Below are 22,167 nucleotides of genomic sequence, written 5' to 3'. Positions count from 1 at the left end.
TCACTCCTCCTCATATGCATCCCGAAAATCAGCGCCGATTTCGCCCAGAAAGCTTTTTTCCGCGCTCTCGGCGATTTCACGGTGGCGTTTCTGGTAAAGCTCCCACAGCTTGGCGCTGCGTCCGCCCGAAAGCAGCGTGCCGATCGCGGAATTCGATTTCAGCTCTTCCTCGATCGCTGTCGGGTCAAAACGGTCAATCATCCGCCGCAAGGCGCCCTGTACGCCGCGCCAGGCGCGCACGTGATGTTGGGCGAGGTCGCGAACCGCGTCGGCGATTGCCGCTTCGCCGGCGAGAAATCCAGGGCTGCGCTCGGCGAGAAGCGTGACGATGGCGTCGTCGACCGTCGGCAGAAACTTGAGCGGATTGACTTCGGAAGCCCCAACCATGGTCTGGGCGACGCGAGCGTTTCCCTTTTCCTCGGCCCGTTTGCGCAGAAGCTGCATCAGGCCTTCCATCATCAACCGATATTCGCGGCCAAACTTCTCCATTTCCGCAATGCTGTCGCGCTCGGGGAAATCGGCTTCCTCGACACCCATGCCATGCAGGAATGCGGAGCGGAGCGCCATGTCCCCCAGTTGCGGCGCTGCCGGCAGGCGGGCGGGTTTGGCAGCAGCACCTGCCCGCGCCGGAGGCGGGACGTCAGCCGCTTGCGCGGGCAAATCCCAGGGATTGGCGGATTGTGGTCGTTGGGCGATGCGCTCGCGCTGCCCGGCCGAGCCGGTGCCGTTTGCCGAACCGGGCGCCGCGGCCGATCCGAAACCAAAATCATCCTTGAAATCGGACGGCTTTCCATGAGCGGGCTCGGCTCCCCGGCTGGGAGACGGCACGGGGTCGAGGCCGAAGGGGTCCGCCTGGTTCGCCGCGCCGCCCGGTTCGCGGTAAGAGGCGGCATTTTTCGACACAGGCGTTGAAACCGGATCGAGGCTGAACGGGTCATCGAAACCAGGCGAACTGCGCTGGCCGGAGGTGGCACGCTCGAACGCGCCTGGAACCGGCCGTTCGAACGGGTCCGGCAAATCCGCCGGACGTGGCCGTCGCGGCTCTTCTTCGACCGTGGCGGAAAAGAAGTCGTCGTGGCCGATGCTCACCGGCGCCCGGGATGCCGGCGGCAGGCGTTCCGGAGCCGGCTGGCCGGCTGTGGGTGCTTGGGCGGTTGGCGTCTGCAGATCGACATAGACGACGTAGTCGCCCAGTCTTAGCCGCATACCGCTTTGAAGACGCGTCGACTTGCCGGCGCCGAGCGGGCTGTCAGAATCGTTTATGAACAATCCGCTGCTTGACGTATCGGTGACGAAATATCCATCTCGCCCGCCCGAGATCCTGCAATGAGCTCGCGAAACGAACATGTCGGGATCGTCGATCTGCCAGCCTGCGTCCGCGCTGCGGCCGATCACCAGGTCGCCTTCGTCCAGCCGGGTGTGCCGTACGGCCTGGGTGCGTGGCCCTTGCTCCAGCGTCAGCAGCAGGCTCATGTCGCGACCCCCGCCATTTCCGGCTGCCATCCGACGATTGTGCGCAGCCGCAGATCGTCAGCATCGCCCCTTTCAACAGGCCGCGCAAGCCAGGCAGTTCGGCCGAGCTGTACCGCTCCGAGACGGGGCGGCGGCACGGCTTCCCGCGCAAGCACGATGCGCAGATCGACGTCGAGCGATTCCCCGACCATGTCGCGAACGGCTTGCTTGAACAGTTTGAACCGCTGGCCACCGGGCAGGAACGCCTTGAAGTCCTCGTACCCCAGCGGGCCGACACGGAGCTCGATTCGGCTTTGGCGGTTGAAAACGCGCGGGCCGATTGTCGCTCCTCGGCCAAGCCCTGCATAGGCTTTTGCAAGACGGGTCTGGAGCCCGGTTGGGATGATTATCCAGGCGGCGATGAACTCCTTAATCTGAACCGGCACCTTGAACGCTTCCGCCAGGAACAGCGTCAGCCGTTCCGGGCCGTCGACCTGGCTGGCGAGCGAAGCCGCCTGGCGAAGCTTCACCGTATCGAGATCGGTGTTCTGGGTGCCCGGAAGTCCTATTCCCGCCATGGCTTCGAGCATGGCGCGAACGCGCCCGCCGACCGCGCGTTCGACCTGTACGGCCGGATGCGCATCCGCCCATGCCCGATAATACAGGGCGATCATGCGGTGCTGAAGAATGTTGACGAAGTCCACGAATGTCGTGTCGCTGGTTTGCTGGGCATCGGCGCCGGTGAACCAGCGCTGCGACAGACGATCGAGCACCCAGCGTGTCAGATGCAGCGGCAGCGGACCTTCGGGTCCCATCAGGCCGAGATTTGCGACGGTGACCCTGGCCGGAGCCTTGTCCTTCGCGTCGTGGAATTCAACCACGTCCCTGGCCGAAAAGCTAAGACGCACATGCTGTCCGAGCCTTGCAGGCTCGCGCTCTGGCGAGCCGGAATAGCCGAACAGCCCGCCCCTCCGTTCGAGTCGGCGCAACAGTTCGAAGAAGTCGAACGTCCCGGACAGCGCCTCGGCATGGTTCGGGTCGACTGTGTCTAGATCAGGTAGCGATTGCCGGGCGTCATCGGCCATGGCACATCCTCCTGCTTCTGCAGCAGCCGCGTACGGGTTCGCACGAAGCCGTTTATCCCGGCATGCCGGGCAAACAGCCGTGCCAGCAGGGCCGAAAGCAGCAATGTGCTTTGCCCTGCCAGGACCAACTGGTCGACATGCAATGTTACTTCCGTGCCACGTCCAAAGCACATCGGGCCGTCGATCTGCAGCCGTTCGATGACCGACCGCGAGTCGATGCGAACGATCGAATGCACGTTGCGGGCAAGGCTCGGATCTCCCCGGTCGGCGTAAAGATCAAGCAGCGCATGCAGCGGATCGACGCCGCGGCCTTCCTTGGCAAGGCTGAGAAAATTGAGCGCCAGTTGCGCCACCAGCCGCCAGGCGAGATTGTCGGCGCGCGATTCGCCCGCCGCGCCCGAAGGCAGCGCCGCGGGGATGGCCGGGCGAGGCGGACGCAACGCGCCGAGAAGCCGCACCGTTTCGACCGGGTCGCCGGCCTCCAGCGTCAAAGTGGGATTGTCATCGAGGATCGGCAGATCGCGGTTGGTGCAAAGCGCCACGATGTCGACACGCTTCAGCGACCGGTTCGCCTGGCTTTCCACCGGGCGTGAAATTGCCAGGAAAACATCGTCCCCTGCGTAGGAGGTGCGGGTCAGCCCGTCGCGCCGCTCGTCTTCCGTCGCGCGACGAGGACGCCGCTCGGTCGAGTAGACCCAGCCACTGCCACGATTCTGACCCAGGCTGAAGAGCTCCGGAATTTCGGCATCGCTGCCCCCGGTGTCGGCGTCCTCCACGCGGATGACCCGATAGATTTCGAAGTCACGCGCCCGCGTTCGGTCGGCATGCAGCACCTGGCGCGTCCTGCGCGGATCAAGCTCGATGACGTTGCACTCACGCTCGAAGAGATTGATGATCGGCGTTGCGAAAAGTTCGAAATCGGCCGGGGTCAAGTCGGCAAGCTCGGGCACTGGACGCCTGAACATGAAGATGATCTCGAGCCCGGCGGCGCATCGGCGCACGACGGGCTGCAGTCCGGAAACCCGCGCATAGTGAAAGCGCTCGGGCATCATGAAATATTCGCGCAGCAGACGGTACCCCTCGAATGTCGGACGGGTCCGAGGCATCAGGGCTTCGTCGTCGCTGATGCCGATCATTTCGGGTTCCGGCAAGGGCGATACGGGGTTGGTCTTGCCTTCCGCGCGTGCGCCAACGGCCGAACAAGCGCCAAAAATCGCGTCGAGAATCAAGGGTGCCTTGGTGCGCCCGGAAAAATAGAGATCAAGCTTGTCGAGCGACAATTCGTCGAGCCTGCCTTTTCCGGTTCGGGCCAGCACGATGCGGAGCGCCGCCTCGCCGGCCACACCGCCGATCGGCCCTATGCCGGCCGCCGCCAGCGCGCTGCGATCTTGAAAATAGCTTACCGAAGTCACCGCTATCGGCCACAGCGTGACGTCCTGGGCGGTGGTGAAGGTGCAGCGCGTCGAAAGGCCGGGCTGCAGGCCGGAAACCAGCCGGGTGTTGCGCTTGACGACATGGCCGGCAACCATCGTCTGGACCTGCTGGCCGGGTTTCAGCACCACCATAGCCGTTGCCGGCGCCGGCGTGACCAGATCGGGATAGAGGACATCCAGCACGCTGCGTGAAAACCGCGAGCGCTCGGCATCGACTTTCAGCCGGGTGCGCGCCGCGAGAAAAGCGACGCCGTCAAGCAACCGCTCGACATACGGATCCGGACACGGCACCGTGTCGAGGGAGAGATTGCGCGCCACCGCCGGATGCAGGTCGGCAAATTCCGCCGCCAGCGCACGGATATGGGTCAGTTCCTCCTCGTAATATTCCACGAAGACCCGATCCATCTCAGGCCTCCCTAAATTCGGTCCGCGCCAAGCCGTTGTCGAGATTGATCGTGGTGCGCAGACGCATGCGTTCCGGCGTCGGCGTCATGATCAGCACCGCGTCAATCTCGATCTTCAAACCCACGCTCTTGTCGCCAAGCGTCACCGTGACCTTCGTCGTACTTTCCTTGAGGCGTGGCTCGAAGGTAGCAAGCACCGAGCGGATCTCGCGGGCGAGCGCCTCGCGATCAAAATCGCGGGAGGAACGGCCCGAAAAGGAGGGCACGCCGTAGTTGATCACGCTTCGGCGCACCTCCGGGAAATCGGCGAGCGACGGCGGGTTGTCCGCTGCCTGCTCGCTTTCGAGATCGGAAAGAAGCGGAACAGCCTCGAAACGCTCGGTGTTGAACAGGGCCTCGATATCGCGCCGCACGGCCTCCCGGAGCACGCGGGCCGACACGACCACGCCGCGGCTTTCCATCTCCACGCGATGCTGGATCTGAAAGGCCAGGCGGTGCAGGCGCCGCTTCTGATCGGCCGTCAGCTCCGCATCGGCATCGATGAGCCGCGCGCTGCCCGCAACCAGACCCTCCAGCCGGTCGGCGCCGAGTTCGTCCTGCAAGGCCTGGCGCAGCCCGTCTATCTCGGAGGTCATGCCCGGCAGGTCGTTTACGAGGCGGTCCCAGAGAGAGGGCTGGACCGCTTCGCGTTTTGCTCGCGAACCAGCGGTGACCTGCAGCTTGTCCGCGTCGGGCCGCCGGCCCTCACTTGCCGACATAGACATCCATTTCGATTTCGTCATTGCCGTCATAGACGAACTTGATCTTCTTGTAGGCGAAGCTGACCTCTTCCTCGATCAGGTCTTCCTCATCCTCCGCCTGCGACAGGTCGTATTCCATGATCGAGGCGTCGGTGAGGGTGACGACCAGGTAATCATTCGTCTCGCCATCGATGGTCCGGCGAGCCGAGAACACCACTTCGTCCAGCGCCTTGTTCTCGAACAGTGCTTTCTTCAGATAGGGCGAGGACTTGTCGTAGTGCTTGGTGAACTTGATCATTCCCAAGGAGACACGGCCGCGGCGCGAGAGCGAATTCGGATCGTATGGCGCGACTATCTTGTAATCGACCCCATGGATTTCGATTTCGTCCTCGTGGCCGTCACGAACGCTTGGGCCTTTGATATCCGGAACTTTTAGAAAGCCATCAATCTTCGTACCTGTGGGCATTGTCTTTCTCCACCGCTTTCAAAAAACCAAGATGGTGTTGCTGCAATTCAAGTCTTCACGGACGGTAGTTCCGAGACCAGTCGGAGCGAGGCATTGATGCCCTCGAGCTGGTAATGCGGACGCAAATAGAAGCGGGCGTTGTAATAGCCCGGCCGCCCCTCAACGCTGTCCACCTGAACCTCGGCCGCGGCAAGCGGGCGCTTGGCGCGCGCCTTGTCGTCGGCGAAGGCCGGGTTGGCCAGCACATATCGGTTGATCCATTCGGTCAGCCAGATCTGCATGTCGGAGCGCTCTTTGAACGAGCCGACCTTGTCGCGCGCAATGGCCTTGAGGTAATGCGCAAAGCGCGAGACCGGGAAGAGATAGGGCAGGTTGGCACTCAGCCGCTCATTGGACTGCGCGTCGGGGTCGACCAGCCGCCCCGCCCGCGTCTCGTCGTCCTGCAGTGAGTGTGCGCCGATGAAGGCCGCGAGATCGGTGTTCTTTCGATGCAGGATCGGCATCAGGCCGAGCTTGGCCAGTTCCGCTTCGCGCCGGTCGTCGATGGCGACTTCGGTCGGACATTTCATCGCGATCGATCCGTCATCGGTCGGGAAGCTGTGCACCGGCAGGTTAAGCACCGTGCCGCCATTCTCGACGCCGCGGATCTGCGTGCCCCAGCCATAGAGCTTGTGGCTGCGGTTTATGTTCACGCCCATAGGGAAGGCGGCGTTCATCCAGACATATTTGTTGTGATCGCCCTGCACCTCTTCCTCGAAGGTGAAGCCCTTCACCGGAACGGTATCCGTGCCGTATGGCAGCCGCGCCAGAACACGCGGCATGGTCAGGCCGATATAGCGAGCGTCCTCGCTCTCGCGCAACGACTGCCACGAGGCATAGGCCGGGTTGGAGACGATCTGCTGGAGATCTTGCGGGTTCGGCAATTCCTGCCAGCTGTCCATGCGGAACAGGCGCGGCGAGGCGGCTGCGATAAACGGCGTGTGTGCTGAAGCACAGATGCCGGAGATGTTACGCAACAAACCGACGTCGCGCGGGTGGTTCGAGAATTCGTAGGCGCCAATCACACAGCCGATCGGCTCGCCGCCAAGCATCGAATACTCGTCCGTATAGACTTTCTTGAAGATCGGGCTCTGATCCCACATCTGGCCTTCATAGTCTTCGAGCGTGTCGGCCAGTTGCTCCTTGGAGATGTTCATCACCCGGATCTTCAGCTTCTGATCCGTCTCGGTGTTGTTGATGAGATACCAGAGGCCGCGCCATGTGCCTTCCATCTCACGCACTTCGGGCGCGTGCAGGATCTCGTTGACCTGTGTCGTCAGCATCTTGTCGATGCCCGCGATCAGCGACTTGATCGACTTGATCGCATTGGAGGAGATGGTGGTGGTCTCGGAACGGGACTGCGCCGCGAGTGCGAGATTGCGCACGAGTTGCTGCAGTTTCTCGCTGTCGTCCTTCTTGACCTTGAAATCCTTCTCGAGAAGCCCGCTGAATTCTCCAAGATCTATGGCTTCCGCCTCGGCGGCGACGGCGGCGGTCTTTTGCTGTTCGGCCATGATTTACTCCCCAACCTTGTCGTCGTCGGCCAGCGCCTGGCTGGCGATCTTGCCAAGAAGTGGTTCGTTGTTCAGAAGTTGCGCGATGCGTTTTTCGGCGTCGACGCGGCCATCCATGAAGCCAAGCAGTTCCTCGAGTTGGCGGCGCATCTTGAGGATCTCGGCCAGTTGCGGCACCTGCTCGGCAACCTTGTCGGGAGCGAAATCGCCCATCTTGGTGAAGGTGAGATCGAGCGCCAGTTCCTCGTCGCGCTCCTGGCCTTCGGCTTGCGGCAGCGTGTTCTTCACCCGGGCTTTGACGCGCGGCCCAAGCGCTTCCATGAATCTGGGGAAGCGGTTCGCGTCGGTCTCGACGAAGGACCGGTCCAGCACCGATTTTGACGCTTCCTTGGTCTGCGAAGCGCCGGAAAGGTCGGCCATCACGGCCATGACGAAAGGCAATTCGATCGTGGTCGGACTACCGTAGGTTTCCACGTCGTAGGCGATCTGCACCCGCGGCGCGCGATTTCGTTCGATGACCTTCGCTTTGCTTTCGGCTGGCATGTGCTCTTACCTTTCATCCTTCTGAGCCGTCTTCTTGACATCGGGAACGCCGGCAAGGAGCCGGAATTCCTTCAGCCCAGACGGGGCGAGATCTTCCATCAGTTCAACGAAATCCATGTGCACCATGCGGCGCACACGCCGCGCCAGATGCGGTATCGGGCTCGAGGGTTCGGTGCGGTCATAAAAGGCGACGACCAGGTCGAGGCATTTGACCACGTCGTCGCGTGAGGAAATCCGGTCGGGAAGCCCCGTGCTGGTATCCGTGTAGCTTGCCGCACTTGCCATAGTCTCGGCTCCATGACCGTTTCGAGCAGGCGTTGCCGGTTCTGCCGCAGTGGGCGTCTTGGCCATGCCATTGGCCACCGCACCCGAGTTCCGTTCGAGGGTCGTCAGCAAACGCTGCAGAAACCGGTTTAAGTCCGGAACGGGAGCGCCGCCGCCCTCGAGGCGGGCGTTGAGGGCGGTTTCGACCTCGTCAAGGGCTGCGATCGCCGCCCGGACGTCGGCGGCCAGCGAGACCATCTCTGCACCGGCTTGATCAATCTGAGCCGCACAACCGGCGCGCACCCGGTTCAACAATTGTCCGTGCGCACTGACCAGTGCGGCCTTTTCCGCCGTGTTCAATCCCGAGGCGGCTTCCTGGAGCATGACACGGTCGTCGAGGGCGGCTTGTTCCAGGTCGCGTCCGCTGATCGGCCCGATCGAGCGTGGCGTAAAGAAAATCATCTGCCGCAGGTTCGCCAACAGCCCGTCCTGGCCATTCTGGAGATCGAGCAGTGCGTTGATCCGGCGCAAGGCGGCGTCGCGCGGCGAAGCGTTGGGCCGCAGGGCCGGATGCATGGTTTCCCAATGCTGATCGAAGGTCTGCGCAATGAGGGTCAGGCCTTGCGCCAGCCCGGCCAGTCCGTCTTCATTGGCCAGCGCGCGCGTGACAATGACGAGCAGGCGCAGGTCCCGGCCATGCGCGCGCAATTCCGCCGCCTTTGCCAGCACCGCGGACCAGTCGACTGGAATGGTGCTTTGCGAAGTGGGCTTGTTGTTGCCGTCGTGGACGACCTTGACCTCGGGCTCGGTCCGACGCTCCAGCTCATGAAAAGCCGGGTCGTTGCGCAAATCCTCCCCTGACGGATTTTCACCGTCGAGCGGAGTAAGCCAGAGTGCGACATCAATCACACCAACCCCCAGCGACCGGCCCTCAAACCGTACGTGACCCAACGTTATCACACCGTTGTACTTTACCACAATTCGACGACTGCTTAAAAATTAACAGAAGCTTAAATGCCGCCGCCTCTTGAGCGTGATTGCCGAACCCCGATTGTGAAATGCAATGCATGGAGGCCGGCAATTCCGTGGTTATTTGCGGCTGGTGGTGCGGGACTTTCCACAAACGCAAGGTAGCGGCTGAGCCGCGTATCGAGCCCCGTCCATCACGCGCTTTGTCAAGTGACGGCTTATGTGCCAGGTTATGGACTGGCAGATTGCAGGAGCACGTTCGATGGAACAGCGCCGGTCATCGCAGACCTTCAAACGCAAGGAACTGGTCGGCAAGCTCAATCCTGTTGGCCTGCGCGCCTTCAAGGCTGCAGCAGACACCGCCAAACTGCGCGGCAATCCTTACGTCGAACTCGTCCACTTCATCGAGCAACTGGTGCTTTCCGACCGCTCGGATATGCAAATGATAGTCGCCGATGCGGGGGTGGATGCGAGCCGGCTTACAGCCGATATGACCCGCGCGGTGGATAAGCTGCCTTATGGCGCAACGTCGATCGAGGAATTTTCCGACCATATCTTCCACGCCATCCAGGAAGCCTGGAACCTTGCAACGCTTGAGTTCGGCGTCGAGGAAGTCCGCAGCGCACATATTCTTCTTGCTTGCCTGAAGACGCCGGTGCTGGAAGGCCTGCTGTCGAAGATCAGCGGCGAGTTCGACAAGATCGACGTCGACGCGGTCATCGCGCGGTTTGCCGATGTGATGGAGGGCTCACTCGAAGCCGGCGCCTCGACTACGGTCTCCGCAGCGGAGGCACCGCGGCGGGCTTCGGGCGGGGATTCGGCGCTGGCGAAATATGCCACCGACCTGACCCAGCGCGCCCGCGACGGCAAGATCGACCCTGTTGTCGGCCGCGATCCGGAGATCAGGCAGATCGTCGATATCCTGATGCGACGGCGGCAAAACAATCCGATCCTGACCGGCGAGGCTGGAGTCGGCAAGACCGCGGTCGTTGAAGGTTTTGCCTTGCGCATCGCCCAGGACGATGTGCCGCTCCCACTGCAAGGCGTCAGTGTACGCATGCTTGATGTCGGATTGATGCAGGCGGGAGCAAGCGTAAAGGGTGAGTTCGAAAAACGACTGAAAGCTGTCATTGATGAGGTGCAGTCGTCCGAGACCCCCGTCATCCTCTTCATCGATGAGGCCCACACCTTGATCGGCGCCGGCGGCGCTGCTGGAACCGGCGACGCGGCCAATCTCCTGAAGCCCGCGCTGGCGCGCGGCGAACTTCGCACCATCGCGGCAACGACCTGGGCCGAATACAAGCAGCACATCGAGAAGGACCCGGCGCTGACCCGCCGTTTCCAAGTGGTCAAGATCGAAGAGCCGTCGGAGGCGGTGGCCGTTCTGATGTTACGCGGTGTGGCTGGCGTCCTGGAGCAGCACCACAAGGTGCAGATACTCGATGAGGCGATCGAAGCGGCGGTCGGCCTGTCACATCGCTATATCCCGGCACGGCAACTGCCTGATAAGGCCGTGAGCCTTCTCGACACCGCCTGCGCCCGTGTCGCCATATCGCAGCACGCCACGCCGGCCGAGGTCGAGGACATCATGCGCCGCCGCCAGGCGCTGGAGGTCGAGCGCGGCATCATCGGCCGCGAGGCCGCGATCGGCATCGAGGTCGCCGACCGGCAGGCGCGCGTCGAGACCGGGCTTTCCGAAACCAAGGTCACCCTGGCCGTAGCGCAGCAGCGCTGGGATCGTGAAAAGACACTTGTCGCCGAGATCCTCGAATTACGCGCCAAGCTGCGCGGCGAAGGAGTCCCGCTCGATGCGGCGGCTGCCGCTGAAACGGCAGCGGCGGACGCAGAAAGGACCAAGGTGCCCAAGACTGAGCCGCCCAAGGCTGAAACGGCGAAGGCGGAAACCACGAATACCAAAACAGCTAAAGCCAAGGCCGCCAATACCGATGCGGAGACACCGGACGCTGCCGACCCACCTGATCCTGCCGCCGATCTCGCCCGGTTGCGAGAGCTGATGGCCGAGCTGGCCGAGGCACAAGGCGAAACACCGTTGATCCTGCCATCGGTAGACCGCAACGCAGTGGCCGCCGTGGTCCAGGACTGGACCGGCATCCCGACCGGACGGATGCTGTCCAGCCAGACCGAAAAGGCGCTCAAGCTCGCCACCACGCTTTCGGAGCGGGTCGTCGGCCAAGGTCACGCCATGGAGATGATCGCCAAACGCGTGCAGACCAGCCGCGCCGGGCTTGGCGCGCCGGAAAAGCCGGTGGGCGTCTTCCTGCTCTGCGGCCCCTCGGGCGTCGGCAAGACCGAAACCGCATTGGCGCTCGCCGAAACGCTCTATGGCGGGGAGCAGAACCTGATCTCGATCAACATGTCCGAGTTCCAGGAGGCGCATACGGTCTCGACGCTCAAAGGCGCGCCGCCCGGTTATGTTGGCTACGGAAAGGGCGGCATCCTGACCGAAGCGGTGCGCAGAAAACCCTATTCGGTGATCCTGCTCGACGAGGTCGAGAAGGCGCATCCGGATGTGCACGAAATCTTCTTCCAGGTTTTCGACAAGGGGATGATGGACGACAGCGAGGGCCGGCGGATCGACTTCAAGAACACGCTGATCCTGCTCACCTCGAATGTCGGCTCGGAAGTCATCATGGACCGCACCAGGAACGGCACGCTGCGGGCCGGGCTCGATGATCTGGACACCGCCTTGCGCGGCCCGTTGCTGAAGGTCTTCCCGGCGGCCTTTCTCGGCCGGGTGGTGACCATTCCTTACTATCCGCTCTCGGATTCGATGATCGAAGCGATCACCCGTCATCAGTTCGCCAAGATTGCTCGCCGGCTGCGTGCAACCAACGATGCGGAATTGGTGATCGGCGACGGTGTCATGGATCTGGTCAAGGCCCGCTGCACCGAGATCGAATCCGGCGGGCGGATGATCGATGCCATCCTGAGCAACACGCTGCTGCCGGAACTGAGCCGCGGCGTGCTGAACCGCTCGCTCGAGGGCGAAAGGATGACAAGGGTAACCGTCGGCGCCTCCAAGGAGGGCTTCACCTATTCCTTCGAGTAAGGAAAGTTGATGACGGTTTGCTTCGGCTTCTTCGTGCATAGGCAAGCTGAGCCGACTAGCCTGGGAGCGGCCGGTGGCGGTGAATTCGTATGACGCAATCGGTTAGAAGAATGACGGTATTCTTTTACCTGCCACGACACCGGATCTGCGAGTGGCTTTAGTCAAACACGCTGCGGCCGCTGTGGGCGAAGGCATCCAAGGGTCGCGGAGAAGGTGCTACAGATTGTGATACCTATTGTGATACAAATCGGACGTTGGAGCAGAAAAAACATAATAAAAACAATAGCTTGATCCGGGGATAGGTCCCAGCCAAGGGTACCATAAATAGTCAGGTCATTTCAAAGACTTAAAGATTTCTGGCTTAGCCAAGCTGGCTTGAGTGTCAGTGCATTCTGTGGACGTGTACCATAGGGAGCTCGTCGAGCTATGCCTATGACGGTCGAACCTGCGACGTCGGCCGTCGTTTCGCTTGAGATCTTTGCGCAGCCAAAAATGCCGGCGTCCACAGGAGGCTAACGCTTGCGGAAACCGCAGGCCTGAGGCCGAGCGGCTATAGCCGGCAGGCCAAGTACCTTCTCGCCGGGAGCGGAATTGCTGGCCCGGTGGTGAGCGGATCTGGTTCTGACGCAAAAGCTGCGTTGCCCGCGGCCGGTGCCCCAATCCCTTTCTTGGCCAAGACGGATACTCCAGCGTTCAGCGGGCGTTGCGGCTCCATGCATACCGCCTCGTTTTCAGCAGCCCTGCATGAGGCGATCTCGAATCATCTCTGCAATCGGGATCGCCGAGGAGGCGGCGGGTGAAGGGGCGTTGCAGACGTGCAGCATGCGGTCCGTTTATGCGAACAGGAAATCATGGATGAGGGCACTGTCTTTGCGCACGGCTTGCGCGCGGATGCCTGCTTCGTGCGGGAGCAGGTCGGCGAGGCCGAGGCTCGGACAGTATTTCCGGCCAACAGCATCAGGCTGCAGCCGGGATATGTCTCAACCAGCCGCATGGCCGTCGCCAGGTCGACGATGCCGCCGCCGATAACGCAATAGTGGGGCACGCTTGCACAGTCGCCAGCCTTTGGCCGGCAGTTTCAAAACTCATTGTCCAGAGGGACTTCCAGACCCGCGATCTGTCGCCGTCCTTGTCGGCAAGCAGTAGCTGACGATCAATCTCCTCGCGTGGTATCGACATTTCACGGCGGCCAGATATCGCTGCCCAGATCTCGCTGCCAGCGTGGACCGGATGTCGCCGCAGCATACCAAGAAGGACGGTGCTCTTTGACAATCTTCCCCTTCACCGAAGCCACCTCGATCCAGTTCCAGCAGCCCCTGCCGAAGACTTCGGACGTCGTGATCATCGGCGGCGGGGTCATTGGCGTGAGCACGGCACTGTTCCTGGCGCGACGGAACGTCTCGGTGACGCTGCTGGAAAAGGGCCGCATCGCCGCCGAGCAATCCTCGCGCAATTGGGGCTGGATCCGGCAACAGGGCCGCGATGCCGACGAACTGCCGATCGTCATCGAAGCGCAGCGCCTCTGGCGGCAACTGGCGCAGGAATGTGGCGAGGACATAGGACTGAAGCAGACGGGCGTTACCTATCTTGCGCGGACAGACAAGGAGATGGCCGGTTTCGCGAAGTTTCTCGAGATTGCCCAGGCTCATGGCGTCGACACGCGTCTCCTCGACCAAGGTGAGTTGGCAAGCCTGATCCCGGCCATGTCGCGACCGTTCAAAGGCGCAATGATCACCCCATCGGACATGCGGGCGGAACCTTGGGTCGCGGTGCCCGCGCTTGCTCGCCTGGCGGCCCGCGAAGGTGTGACGATCATCGAGAATTGCGCGGCACGTATGCTCGACATCTCCGCGGGACGCATCAGTGGCGTCTGGACCGAGAAAGGGCGCATCGCGACCTCGAGCGTCGTCGTCGCCAGCGGCGCGTGGACGTCGCTCTTTCTGCGCGCCCACGGCATCTCGATTCCGCAGCTCAGCGTCAGGGCGACCGTCGCCGCGACAGCACCGATGCCGGAGATCTACGCCGGTGCCGCCGCGGATGAACGCATCGCTTTCCGGCGCAGGCAGGATGGCGGGTATACGCTCGCATCGGGAGGCAGCAGCCAACTCTACATAGGGCCGGACGCATTTCGCCATGCGGGCAAATATTTCAGCGCCCTGATGGCCAATCCCTTCGGCACGCGCTACCTGCCGGCCGCGCCGCGAGGATACCCGGATGGCTGGTCGACGCCGCGCAGATGGAACGCGGATGAAGAAAGCCCTTTCGAACGGATGCGGGTCCTCAATCCCGCTCCCGAGACGTCGGCGCTCCGCGCCATCGACCGCGGGTTCAGGGAGCTTTTCCCTCAGTTCACGACTGTACCGCTCAAGGCGAGCTGGGCGGGCATGATCGATGCGATGCCTGATGTCGTGCCCATCGTCGATCGCGCCGCTGCGATCCCGGGTCTCGTTATAGCGACCGGGATGAGCGGCCACGGCTTCGGCATCGGACCCGGCATCGGCCGTGTGTTGTCCGACCTCGTCCAAGGCAACGAGACTGGGCACAACCTCTACAGGTTCCGTCAATCCCGTTTCAGCGACGGCAGTCCGATCCGATTGGGGCCATCGTTGTAAGCGTTCCTGCCGCCCGCCAGCCCATCCGCTCTGGCCTTGAAGGACCGGACGAGGATCTCAGGTGCCGCATGCCCGGGCGTAGGCCTCGATGCTCCGCCGGACGTGACCGATCGCGATCTCCTCGACGTCGCAGGCGCGGTCAGCCCATGTGACTGCAGAAGGCAGGTGCTGGAGAAACAGCATCACCGGCACCTTGCGGCCGTTCAACGTATCGAAGAGACGGTTGCAGGCGGCACGGGCTTGCGGGATCGCCCAATAATATCGGATGCGATCGGAATAGGAGTAGTGGCGCAGCGTCCGCTTGTCGGCATCGCTTCCATGATAGTGGCTTGCCCAATTCTTGGGGGTGCCTTGCATCAGCTCTTCCATTGCGTGGTAAAGCGGCCGCTCGCCATAGTCAGGCACCAGGTCGGAAGCGATCAGGTCGAGCGAGTACAGCGCCTCGCGCAGCTTGAAGGTCAGCTCGGGTCCGACCTTGAGGACGGCGAAGCCGTCCTCGACGAGTTCACGCAACGGCCTCTCACCCTGATAGTCCGTCGAATGGGCTTCGAAAATGAGCGACGGCAATCTGTCGAGGGTTGCCGCCAGGTCGCGGGCCTTTGCCCGATCGTAGAAAATCACATTCTGGTTGCCGAACTCCACGCCCGGCTGCACCACAAGCCCGATGACGCGGGAAAATGCGCTTTCAAGCCCGGCGGTTTGGAATGCCTGGGCGTGAATGGCATGTGTCTGGCTAGCCGCCTCCGGACTGGTCGGGGTGATCGCATCCAAAGCGTGATCGGCGCCACCGGGCGGCGGCACCTCCGTCCCGATGATGTAGACCGGGCTTGCCCCGCCGCTCTGCGCTGCCGCCTGCTCCGCGACGCCCGCCAGCCTGGCCGCGCGCCCGGCCACCGTGTGGTCGTCTAGCGTCGCCGGTTCACCCGCGCAGCCCATCGAAGCATCGAGGTGGATCTTGCGGAAGCCGGCGCGGACATAGGCATCGACCATCGTCCCGGCCTGCGCCATCGCCTCCTCGGCGGGCCGGTCTTTCCAGGGATTAGGGCCGAGATGATCCCCGCCAAGCACGATCAGCTCTTCCGGGCACCGCTCGGCTGCCGCGAGCGCTTCCACCATCGCCGCGAAATCGGCCGGCGTCATGCCCGTATAACCGCCCAGATGATTGACCTGATTGCACGTCGCCTCGATCAGCACGGTGGTGCCGGTTTCCCGGCCGTGGCGTAGTGCGGCTTTAAGCACCAGCGGGTGCGCCGAGCACACCGAGGTCACCCCGATTTTCTTCCCGTCCCTGTGCAGGGCCGGCAAATCTTCGATCGCCACACGCATCAATTTCTTCTCGCCGTTCTTGCCATGAAATCTTCCAGCTCGGCCGGCGTGCCGGCTCCCTCCATGGGACCGTGGCGTGTGACGTTGCGCGCCCCTGCCGCGTTGGCGAATTCGAGCGCCGTCTGCAGCGCCATGCCCAGCCGCCGGCATGCGACATAGGCTCCCCCGAAACAGTCGCCGGCCCCGGTGGGGTCCGTTTCCTCGACGATCAGGCCGGGGCAATCGGCGCGGGCTCCGGTGCTTTGACGGGCTGACGCGCCATGTTCGCCGCGCTTCACGGCGATCTCCTTGACCCCTCGTCTGAACAGCGCCTCGATCGCGCGTTCCTCGCCGTCCGTGCCGGCGGCCAGGAACAATTCATTGCCCGACGGCAGCAGCAGGTCCGCTTCGTCCACCAGACCGGCGAATTTCTCCTCGGTCTGGCCGTGCGCCAGCAATTCCTTGCGCAGGTTCGGATCGAGCGACATCGTGCCGCCGCGTGCCTTGATCAGCGGGATCGCGCGTTCGGTGATCGCCCAGGCTGCGGGACTTGCGAACACCGTTCCCATGACATGGATATGCCCGCAACGCGCGATCAGCGCCTCGACCTGCGGGGTCCATTCCAATCGAGCGGCGGCGGATTTGGCGATGTTGTAGACGAAATCGCGGCTTCCGTCCGTGCGGTAGCGAACAAAGGCGCTGCCCGTCGGATAATCCGGGGAAACAGCGATGGCGGAAGTGTCTACGCCGTCCCGCTTCAGGCGCTCCACGTTGACGACGCCGAAATCGTCGTCGCCGACCACGCCCACCATTGCGGCCGCTCCGCCCATACGTGCGCATTGATCGATGAAGATGGCGGGCGCGCCGCTCGGAAAGGGGCCAATGAGGTCGATAGGTTCCCGGAAGCCGGTGCCTGTCTGCCTCGCGACGATCTCTACCAGGATTTCTCCAATCGCCACGGTTGGCCCGAGCGAGTCCGCTGCAAGTGTTTGGGGGAGGTCGTTCATCAAGCGTCCATCCTGGTGTGGTGTCGTTTGCGGTTTCACGACGCCGAGGCGCAAGGGGGATTCCTACCGGTCGATGTGAATCGATCAGTTGCCATCACGCTACGATCCTGAATGCATGGTCAAGCGCACACCTGGAAGGTAACGACGCGCAAACCCTCAGCCTGGAAACAGATCCAGGATCGACGACAGACGGCTGGTGCTGAGATCGACGTCGCCGAGCAGGCCGCCGCTGGGGAGATAGCCAACCACGAACAGACCGGCGGCTCGTGCTGCCTTAGTGCCGGTGCGGCTGTCTTCCACGGCCACCACCGACTCTGGAGCTACGGCGAGCTGCCGGCAGGCCTCGCGATAGGGCGTGGGGTCGGGCTTGCCGGCCGACACGTCGTCGAGGCTGATTGTGAGACTCATATGATCGAGCACGCCGAGCGCATCGAGATTGGCATTGACGACTTGCCGGCCGGAATTCGAGACGCAGACCTGCGGGACGCCGCGGTCAGCCAGGGTCCGAATCGTCTCGACCGCCTCGGGGATTGGGACGGCGTTCGCCCGGTTCGCGACGTAGTGGGCATTGATAGCGGCGAGCCACTCCGCCTGGTCGAGCCCGACTGGGAGACGCGGACGCAGCATTGTCCAGACGTCGCCCATATGGATGCCGCGAAAGGCTTGGTCGGGCAGGTCGTCAAGATCGACGTTCCAGTTGCGGCAGCCGGCGAGGAGGGATTGATGATGCAACGGCTCGCTGTCGATTAGCGTTCCGTCGATGTCCCAGGCGACGGCGCGATACATCACGATGACGATCCCGCTCTGGTCGCGCCAGGAGCCGACAGGCGCGCATAAAGATCGCGATAGCGGCGATAGCCGTCGCGGTAGATGTCAGCCTTGCGCGGGTCGGGATCGAGCCGGTCGGCGAAGCTGACGAAACCGGAAACGCCCGACCAGTCGTCGGTTAGGCCGACGCCAATCGCCGCCGTCCAGGCAGCGCCGATGCAAGAGCCGGGGTGCCCCGTCAGTCGTTGGACCGGCTTTTGCAGGACATCCGCGACAATCTGCATCCAGACCTTGCTGCTCGAGCCGCCGTCGGAGGCGAGATAGCGCTCGGTCCGGTGACCCATGTCGTTGAGCACCTCGATATGATGCGCGATGGCAAAGGCATAGGCCTCGAGCAAAGCGCGCCAGACATGGCCGATATCGTGCGACAGCGTCAGCCCATCAATCACGCCACGAGCCGCTGGATCATGAATCGGCGTCTTCTCACCGAGGAAGTAGGGCAGGATGGTGAGGCCATCGGCACCGGCGGGACGCTCTGCCGCCAGCGCATCGAGCCGCTGGTGTACCGAAATACCCTCGGCCTGTGCCGCGACCATCTCGCCGCCGGCGAAATTGCGTACGAACCAGTTGAGGCCCGAGCCGCCGGTCGACATGCAGCCATTGGGCATGAACAGGCCCGGCACCAGATGGTAATCGAGATACATGCGCGGATCGGGCTTGATCTGGTCGGTAGCGATCAGGATATCGACCGAGCCACCGAATTTCAGGAGGACATCGCCTGCCTTGGCGACGCCGGCGCCGAGCGCGGAGGCGATCATGTCGGCCGCACCGCCGACAACCGGTGTTCCCGCTACCAGGCCGGTCTCATCCGCGGCCTTCGCCGAGACGGAACCGAGGATTTCATGCGAGGCGATCTTCCGTGGCACGGCCGAGCGCGGTATGTGCGCGAGCGCCACCAGATCGCCGTCGATCCGGTGTGTCGAAACATCGACGAAGCCGGCCTCCAGCGCCCAGTTCTGCTCGACCGCGCGTTCGCCGGTGAGGCGCCAGTTGATATAATCATAGGAGCCGAAAACGGTGGCGATGCGGCTGAACACCTCCGGCTCGTGACGCTCTATCCAGCGCAGCTTTGCGGTGACGAGCTGTTGGTTGATGCCGTTGCCGGCCTTGGCGATGAATGCCGTCTCATCGCATTCGGTCCGCAGTTCGGCAACTTCGGCGCCACAGCGGCCGTCGCTCTGCTGGATGCTCGGCCGCAGCACCTCGCCCTGGTCATCCAGAAGAACGACCGCTGGCAGCATGCCGGTTGTGCCCAATGCCACGATCTCCTCGGCTTTGATGCCGCTGGTCCTGAGCAGCTCCTGCACGATGTCCCGGACATTGGTCCACCATTGCGCGGGGTCTTCCTCAGCCCAGCCCGCGTGCTCTGAATGTAGCGTGACGGGGCGCGAGGCGAGGCCCAGCACCTGATCGGGAAGCCGGATCAGAATGCCGATCGTCGAGGTGGTGCCGATATCGAGCCCTAGAACGAACGCCATGTCGAATCCATTGAAATGCTGGGAACGGCCGGCGGGCGAACCCGTCTGCCTCGTTGTGTCCCGCTGCTCGATACCAGTCGATCATTCCGGACGCCGGCCTGCAACGATCGATATGATCACCGCGAGCCGGCGCGATGGCCGGCATCGCTGTGGAAGCCGCCCTCAGCGCAAGGTGGCGACAACATCCATGAAGCGCTTGACCCGATCGCCGTCAACGGCGTTCCAGGTATTGCCATCGATCTTGAAATGGGTGCCGATCACGACGCCGCTCGCCAGCGAAAGGACATCGCGGACATTGTCGATGTTCACGCCGGTGTTGGCGAAGACCGGCACGTCCTTGATCGTCTCGCAGACGCTGCGCAGGTGGGACTGGTCGGCCGGCTGGCCAGTGATCGGACCGGAAACGAGGATGGCGTCGGCCATCGACGAGAACACCGCGCTCTTGGCGCGCAATTCAATAGGACGCTGGTCGAGCGAGTGTGCGAACTCTGCATTGATGTTGAAGAGAAGCTTCATGTCGTCGCGGCCAAGATTGTGCCGCAGGCGCGAGGCGGCGGCGCAATCGGGCTCCCACAAGCCCATGTCGGAAGCGAACAGGCCGGTGAAGATCTCGCGCACGAAACGGGCTCCGGTGGCAGCCCCGATCGCGACGCTGGCGGTCGGATCCCAGAGATAATTGACGCCAAACGGCACTTTCAGTTCGGGCTTCACCGCCTGGACGATCGCAGTCATGGCGGCAATGCCTTCCGGCGGCGCCTTGAAGACATAGGGGCGGTCGTTCTCGTTGCCGAACATGATGGCATCGACGCCGCCGCTCTGCAGCTTGCGGATGTCGGAGAGTACGCCATCGATCAGCTTGTCGAGGCCGCCATCGGCATCATAGAGGGGCGTTCCCGGCAGGGCACCGATATGTGCCATCGAGATGACAGCCTTCTTCTTGTCGCCGAAAAATTCAAATACCATCGAGTCGTCTCCTTGGGGATAAAGTGAGAATGTTGCGCCTCAGTCGCGCGTCAGTGGCGGCGCGATGCGCAGGCCGACCTTGGCCGCGGCGAGCGCCGCGGCGATCTTGGCCGGCGGCTCGGCATCGGTGATGAGGATATCGATGTCCGATAGTGGCGCTATCCGCACCAGCGACATGCGCAGGAATTTGGCGGAATCGCAGAGCACGATCTTGGTGCCTGAGCGTCTCAGATAGGCGCGCTTCATATCGGTATCATCGAAGGAATAGTCGAAAAGGCCGTCCGCCGTGATGCCGGAGACGCCGATCACGGCGACGTCGAACCACAGCGCCTCGAACTGGGCGATAGCCGCGGGTCCGCCGGTCGACATCTCGTCGGCTCGTACGCGGCCGCCGGCAACATAGACTTCGGGCATACCGCCGTTCAGCGCCGCCGCGATCCTGAGGCTGTTGGTGAACACCTTGGCGTGCGGAAGGTCCTTGAGGTGCTCGGCCATCAGATAGGTGGTGGTGCCGACATCCAATGCGATCGTGCGGTATCCCGAAACCAAGCCGGCCGCGGCGGCGGCAATCGCGGCCTTCGGGTCGCGGCGCTGGCGCAAGCGCGAATCGAAACTCGGCTCCTCACTGTCCATGGCGACCAGCGGCGGGTTGTCCGCCTCGATCGCACCTCCGTGGATTCGCACAAGCCTGCCCTCGCGTTCCAGTTCGACGAGATCGCGGCGGATCGTCATGTCGGAAACGGCGAGTTCGGCCGCTGCCGCGGCGACGGTGAGCGACCCCGTCCGGCGCAGGAAAGCGAGGATGCGGGCTTGTCGATCGTGCGCGAGAAGGCGCTGACGATCGGCATCACGCGGTGCGCCATGCGTGGACGATAGGGGAGAGGCGGTGTCGTCGGCCATCGATGTATCCGGTGGGTAAGCCGCTGACGAAGCGGTCTGCAACTTCAACTCTACCGCATGATCGAACATTTTCAAACAAAAATATGTTTGCAGCGTTCGAATTTATTGGTATGCATCTCGATATCAACAGATCGCATTCCGCCACCAAGCAGAGAGAATACGACCATGCCGGCTGTCTCCGTCATTCCTCCAGTGCTTGCCGAACTCGCGGGCAAGCGTGCCTTTGTGACGGGTGGCGGCGCGGGGATCGGTCGCGCGATCGCGACCGCCCTGACGCGGCAGGGTGTCGCCGTGGCGATCGGCGATCTGGATCCCGACGCGGCGCGCAAGGCGGCCGAGGAGATTGGCGGCGGTGCCGTCGCCGTCACGGTCGATGTTCGCCGTCGCGATTCCGTCGAGGCGGCCTTTGCCGCCGTACTGGAAGCGCTTGGCGGCTGCGACATCCTGATCGCCAATGCCGGCGTGTCCACCATGCAGCATGCGCTGGATCTGACCGACGAGGAGTGGGACTTCAACTTCTCGGTCAATGCGCGCGGGGTGTTCCTCGCAAATCAGATCGCTGGACGGCATTTTGTCAAGCAGGGCACGGGCTGCATCGTCAACACCGCCTCGCTTGCCGCGAAGGTCGGTGCGCCGCTCCTGGCGCATTATTCGGCGTCCAAGTTCGCCGTGCTCGGCTGGACGCAGGCCTTTGCCCGCGCGCTCGCGCCCAAAGGGATACGCGTCAATGCCGTCTGCCCGGGGTTCGTCAAGACCGGCATGCAATCGCGAGAAGTCGAGTGGGAGGCGCATCTGCGGCAAGTCACGCCCGAACGGGTGGTCGCCGACTATATCGCGCAGACGCCGCTCGGCCGGCTCGAGCTGCCGGAGGATGTCGCCGACGTCGTCGTCTTCCTCTGTTCGGATCAAGCCCGCTTCATGACTGGCCAGGGGGTCAACGTGACCGGCGGCGTCTACATGACCTGACGGCTTTTGGCGGCTGTAACCGGATCCTGATGCTGGCACGCGCCATCCAAAAAAAGTGAACACATATGATCAGAAGGCAGGCTTTCAATGTTATATTTTGTTCTCTAAGATGACCGTTCGCTCGACTCC

General features: G+C 62.9%; 17 protein-coding genes and 1 pseudogene. 3 read left to right on the top strand and 15 right to left on the bottom strand.

What is annotated here, in order from left to right; all coding sequences use genetic code 11:
- From tagH to tssA, 8 genes are read right to left on the bottom strand one after another with little or no spacing between them, the layout of a single operon-like run.
- Entirely contained in the window at positions 1-1,473 is a 1,473-nt protein-coding gene (gene tagH / locus X735_RS162175; protein WP_023809146.1) for a type VI secretion system-associated FHA domain protein TagH, read from the bottom strand.
- Complete coding sequence (gene tssG / locus X735_RS162180; protein WP_023809145.1) at positions 1,470-2,537, bottom strand: type VI secretion system baseplate subunit TssG; 1,068 nt, start codon at positions 2,535-2,537, stop codon at positions 1,470-1,472. Before tssG ends, tagH begins: the two co-directional genes overlap by 4 nt.
- On the bottom strand, positions 2,501-4,375 hold the full coding sequence (gene tssF, locus X735_RS162185) for a type VI secretion system baseplate subunit TssF (protein WP_023809144.1): 1,875 nt from the start codon (positions 4,373-4,375) through the stop codon (positions 2,501-2,503). Before tssF ends, tssG begins: the two co-directional genes overlap by 37 nt.
- A 1-nt stretch (position 4,376) precedes the next feature.
- Positions 4,377-5,132 (bottom strand): type VI secretion system baseplate subunit TssE, encoded by a 756-nt coding sequence (gene tssE, locus X735_RS162190; RefSeq protein ID WP_023809143.1) that lies wholly within the window; start codon positions 5,130-5,132, stop codon positions 4,377-4,379.
- Complete coding sequence (tssD, locus tag X735_RS162195) at positions 5,119-5,580, bottom strand: type VI secretion system tube protein TssD (RefSeq protein WP_027035516.1); 462 nt, start codon at positions 5,578-5,580, stop codon at positions 5,119-5,121. Before tssD ends, tssE begins: the two co-directional genes overlap by 14 nt.
- A 47-nt stretch (positions 5,581-5,627) precedes the next feature.
- On the bottom strand, positions 5,628-7,133 hold the full coding sequence (tssC, locus tag X735_RS162200; protein ID WP_023809141.1) for a type VI secretion system contractile sheath large subunit: 1,506 nt from the start codon (positions 7,131-7,133) through the stop codon (positions 5,628-5,630).
- Positions 7,134-7,136: 3 nt separating this feature from the next.
- Complete coding sequence (gene tssB / locus X735_RS162205; RefSeq protein WP_023809140.1) at positions 7,137-7,676, bottom strand: type VI secretion system contractile sheath small subunit; 540 nt, start codon at positions 7,674-7,676, stop codon at positions 7,137-7,139.
- A gap of 6 nt (positions 7,677-7,682) precedes the next feature.
- Positions 7,683-8,849 (bottom strand): type VI secretion system protein TssA, encoded by a 1,167-nt coding sequence (gene tssA, locus X735_RS162210; RefSeq protein WP_023809139.1) that lies wholly within the window; start codon positions 8,847-8,849, stop codon positions 7,683-7,685.
- A gap of 322 nt (positions 8,850-9,171) precedes the next feature.
- On the opposite strand from tssA, the gene tssH reads away from it, so the two are divergent.
- A complete protein-coding gene (gene tssH / locus X735_RS162215; protein WP_023809138.1) occupies positions 9,172-11,979 on the top strand; it encodes a type VI secretion system ATPase TssH in 2,808 nt (935 codons plus the stop codon).
- A 731-nt stretch (positions 11,980-12,710) separates the two neighbouring features.
- Here tssH and X735_RS1000000169595 read toward each other — a convergent pair.
- A pseudogene (locus X735_RS1000000169595) lies at positions 12,711-12,926 on the bottom strand (L-2-hydroxyglutarate oxidase); the annotation flags it as partial.
- Positions 12,927-13,244: 318 nt separating this feature from the next.
- On the opposite strand from X735_RS1000000169595, the gene X735_RS162225 reads away from it, so the two are divergent.
- Positions 13,245-14,591: an FAD-binding oxidoreductase gene (locus X735_RS162225; RefSeq protein ID WP_023809136.1), complete on the top strand. Its 1,347-nt coding sequence runs from the start codon at positions 13,245-13,247 to the stop codon at positions 14,589-14,591.
- A gap of 57 nt (positions 14,592-14,648) precedes the next feature.
- On the opposite strand, the gene X735_RS162230 is transcribed toward X735_RS162225, so the two are convergent.
- From X735_RS162230 to X735_RS162255, 6 genes are all read right to left on the bottom strand, one after another.
- The gene (locus tag X735_RS162230) at positions 14,649-15,917 is read right to left on the bottom strand and encodes a D-tagatose-bisphosphate aldolase, class II, non-catalytic subunit (RefSeq protein WP_023809135.1); all 1,269 of its coding nucleotides are present in this window, start codon (positions 15,915-15,917) and stop codon (positions 14,649-14,651) included.
- Complete coding sequence (locus tag X735_RS162235; protein ID WP_031212406.1) at positions 15,917-16,903, bottom strand: sugar kinase; 987 nt, start codon at positions 16,901-16,903, stop codon at positions 15,917-15,919. The genes X735_RS162230 and X735_RS162235 overlap by 1 nt, the downstream gene beginning before the upstream one ends.
- A 156-nt stretch (positions 16,904-17,059) precedes the next feature.
- A complete protein-coding gene (locus X735_RS162240) occupies positions 17,060-17,689 on the bottom strand; it encodes an HAD family phosphatase (protein ID WP_023809133.1) in 630 nt (209 codons plus the stop codon).
- Positions 17,689-19,209, bottom strand: a complete 1,521-nt coding sequence (locus tag X735_RS162245) for an FGGY-family carbohydrate kinase (RefSeq protein ID WP_023809132.1) — start codon at positions 19,207-19,209, stop codon at positions 17,689-17,691. Before X735_RS162245 ends, X735_RS162240 begins: the two co-directional genes overlap by 1 nt.
- Positions 19,210-19,371: 162 nt before the next feature.
- Entirely contained in the window at positions 19,372-20,172 is an 801-nt protein-coding gene (locus X735_RS162250) for a BtpA/SgcQ family protein (RefSeq protein ID WP_023809131.1), read from the bottom strand.
- 39 nt (positions 20,173-20,211) lie between these two features.
- Entirely contained in the window at positions 20,212-21,072 is an 861-nt protein-coding gene (locus X735_RS162255; RefSeq protein WP_023809130.1) for a DeoR/GlpR family DNA-binding transcription regulator, read from the bottom strand.
- A gap of 165 nt (positions 21,073-21,237) precedes the next feature.
- On the opposite strand from X735_RS162255, the gene X735_RS162260 reads away from it, so the two are divergent.
- Positions 21,238-22,038 (top strand): SDR family NAD(P)-dependent oxidoreductase, encoded by an 801-nt coding sequence (locus tag X735_RS162260; RefSeq protein WP_023809129.1) that lies wholly within the window; start codon positions 21,238-21,240, stop codon positions 22,036-22,038.
- The last annotated feature ends 129 nt before the right edge of the window (positions 22,039-22,167 follow it).

This window comes from Mesorhizobium sp. L2C084A000 (assembly GCF_000502875.1).
In the GTDB taxonomy this organism is placed as follows: Bacteria; Pseudomonadota; Alphaproteobacteria; order Rhizobiales; family Rhizobiaceae; genus Mesorhizobium.
This window is presented reverse-complemented; position numbering and strand designations above follow the sequence as displayed.

What these genes read in the sequence shown, in the direction of transcription:
- X735_RS162245 (WP_023809132.1), bottom strand. Translation starts at nt 19,209, where the DNA reads ATGGCGTTCGTTCTAGGGCTCGATATCGGCACCACCTCGACGATCGGC.
- X735_RS162260 (WP_023809129.1), top strand. Translation starts at nt 21,238, where the DNA reads ATGCCGGCTGTCTCCGTCATTCCTCCAGTGCTTGCCGAACTCGCGGGC.
- tssH (WP_023809138.1), top strand. Translation starts at nt 9,172, where the DNA reads ATGGAACAGCGCCGGTCATCGCAGACCTTCAAACGCAAGGAACTGGTC.
- tssC (WP_023809141.1), bottom strand. Translation starts at nt 7,133, where the DNA reads ATGGCCGAACAGCAAAAGACCGCCGCCGTCGCCGCCGAGGCGGAAGCC.
- X735_RS162250 (WP_023809131.1), bottom strand. Translation starts at nt 20,172, where the DNA reads ATGGTATTTGAATTTTTCGGCGACAAGAAGAAGGCTGTCATCTCGATG.
- tssE (WP_023809143.1), bottom strand. Translation starts at nt 5,132, where the DNA reads ATGTCGGCAAGTGAGGGCCGGCGGCCCGACGCGGACAAGCTGCAGGTC.
- tssF (WP_023809144.1), bottom strand. Translation starts at nt 4,375, where the DNA reads ATGGATCGGGTCTTCGTGGAATATTACGAGGAGGAACTGACCCATATC.
- X735_RS162240 (WP_023809133.1), bottom strand. Translation starts at nt 17,689, where the DNA reads ATGTATCGCGCCGTCGCCTGGGACATCGACGGAACGCTAATCGACAGC.
- X735_RS162235 (WP_031212406.1), bottom strand. Translation starts at nt 16,903, where the DNA reads ATGAACGACCTCCCCCAAACACTTGCAGCGGACTCGCTCGGGCCAACC.
- tssD (WP_027035516.1), bottom strand. Translation starts at nt 5,580, where the DNA reads ATGCCCACAGGTACGAAGATTGATGGCTTTCTAAAAGTTCCGGATATC.
- X735_RS162230 (WP_023809135.1), bottom strand. Translation starts at nt 15,917, where the DNA reads ATGCGTGTGGCGATCGAAGATTTGCCGGCCCTGCACAGGGACGGGAAG.
- tssG (WP_023809145.1), bottom strand. Translation starts at nt 2,537, where the DNA reads ATGGCCGATGACGCCCGGCAATCGCTACCTGATCTAGACACAGTCGAC.
- X735_RS162255 (WP_023809130.1), bottom strand. Translation starts at nt 21,072, where the DNA reads ATGGCCGACGACACCGCCTCTCCCCTATCGTCCACGCATGGCGCACCG.
- tssB (WP_023809140.1), bottom strand. Translation starts at nt 7,676, where the DNA reads ATGCCAGCCGAAAGCAAAGCGAAGGTCATCGAACGAAATCGCGCGCCG.
- tagH (WP_023809146.1), bottom strand. Translation starts at nt 1,473, where the DNA reads ATGAGCCTGCTGCTGACGCTGGAGCAAGGGCCACGCACCCAGGCCGTA.